At 47.0% G+C, this 1,253-nt stretch carries 1 protein-coding gene; it reads left to right on the forward strand.

The window, feature by feature from the left end; genetic code table 11:
* Positions 1-141: 141 nt before the first annotated feature.
* Positions 142-1,253: IS21 family transposase (gene istA, locus DYP60_RS13875; RefSeq protein ID WP_117331608.1), on the forward strand; the 1,112-nt coding region annotated here is incomplete at its 3' end.

Consider the following 1,253-nt stretch of genomic DNA (forward strand, 5'->3'; position numbering starts at 1 on the left):
TCTGTGTGGTATCGTAGAAATACCTAAAATGGTAGTGACCTTTTCCCTATTTTGGTTGTGACAAGAAAGGGGCACTTGCAACAAATGTCCCATCGAATCTACCTTCTTGTTGACTAAAACGACAAGGAGAACAACCGGAGTATGTTGAAAATGTCCCAGATAGATACTATCAAGAACATGTGGAGAGATGGAAGGTCCAAGGCAGAGATAAAAGAAGTGACAGGACTGGACAGGAAAACTATCAGTAAATACATCAATAAAGAGGATTTCAGCAAAGGGCCTGAGATGTATGCAAAAGAACAGAGAGGCAGCAAGCTTGACCCGTACAAGCACATCATAGACGAGTATCTGGAAAAACAGAGCGAGTATTTCCATAAGCAGCGACTGACTGCGCTGAGAATGCATGAGATTCTGGTCACCAAGCATAAAGCCAAGGAATTGGAACATTCCTACATTCTCGTACGTAAATACATGAAGTCATGGAGAAACCAGCGGAGAAGGAACAATGGACCAGGCACCCTTAAGCTGGTATGGCATCCTGGGGAAGCCCAAGTCGATTTCGGGGAGGCGGATTTCATCGACACGGATGGAAGTTATGTCCGTAAGAAATACTTCGTCATGTCATTTCCCCACAGCAACATGGCAATCTATGAGATTCTACCAGGCGAGAACGGGGAATGTGTTTGTCAGGGGCTGCTGGATTTCTTCATGTTCATTGGAGGAGTTCCCTACCTAATCGTATTTGACAACGCTACCGGCATAGCAAAGCGCTATGCGAACATCGTCCAGCAATCGGAGCTTTTCACCAGGTTCCGGCTTCATTATGGTTTTGTAGCCCAGTTCGCAAATGTTCGCTCAGGATGGGAGAAGGGCAATGTTGAGAACAAGGTGGGCACCTTGCGTCGCAACCGCCTGTCTCCTCCCTTGGAACTAGCCTATCCTCTTCAGGATTTCAATCGTAATGTAATGATTCCTGATTCCTTTGCCTTCCGCGCAGAGGAACTGCATTACGAGAAAGGCAAGACAGGCACGGAACTGTTCATCCAAGACAGGAAGGCATTGATGGCATTGCCTGCAAAACCATTCCATGTTGCCAGGATAGATACCATGAGGACCAATGGCACCGGATGTTTCAGGATGGAGAGTGGCCATACGTATGTACTTGGTTCTGGATATGCGAATGATGCAGTGCTGGTCTCAAGGGGAGCCTGGGAAATCTCGGTCTATACACGTGGAGGTGAATTCATCAGGAC

This window comes from Sphaerochaeta halotolerans, assembly GCF_003429665.1.
In the GTDB taxonomy this organism is placed as follows: Bacteria; Spirochaetota; Spirochaetia; order Sphaerochaetales; family Sphaerochaetaceae; genus Sphaerochaeta; species Sphaerochaeta halotolerans.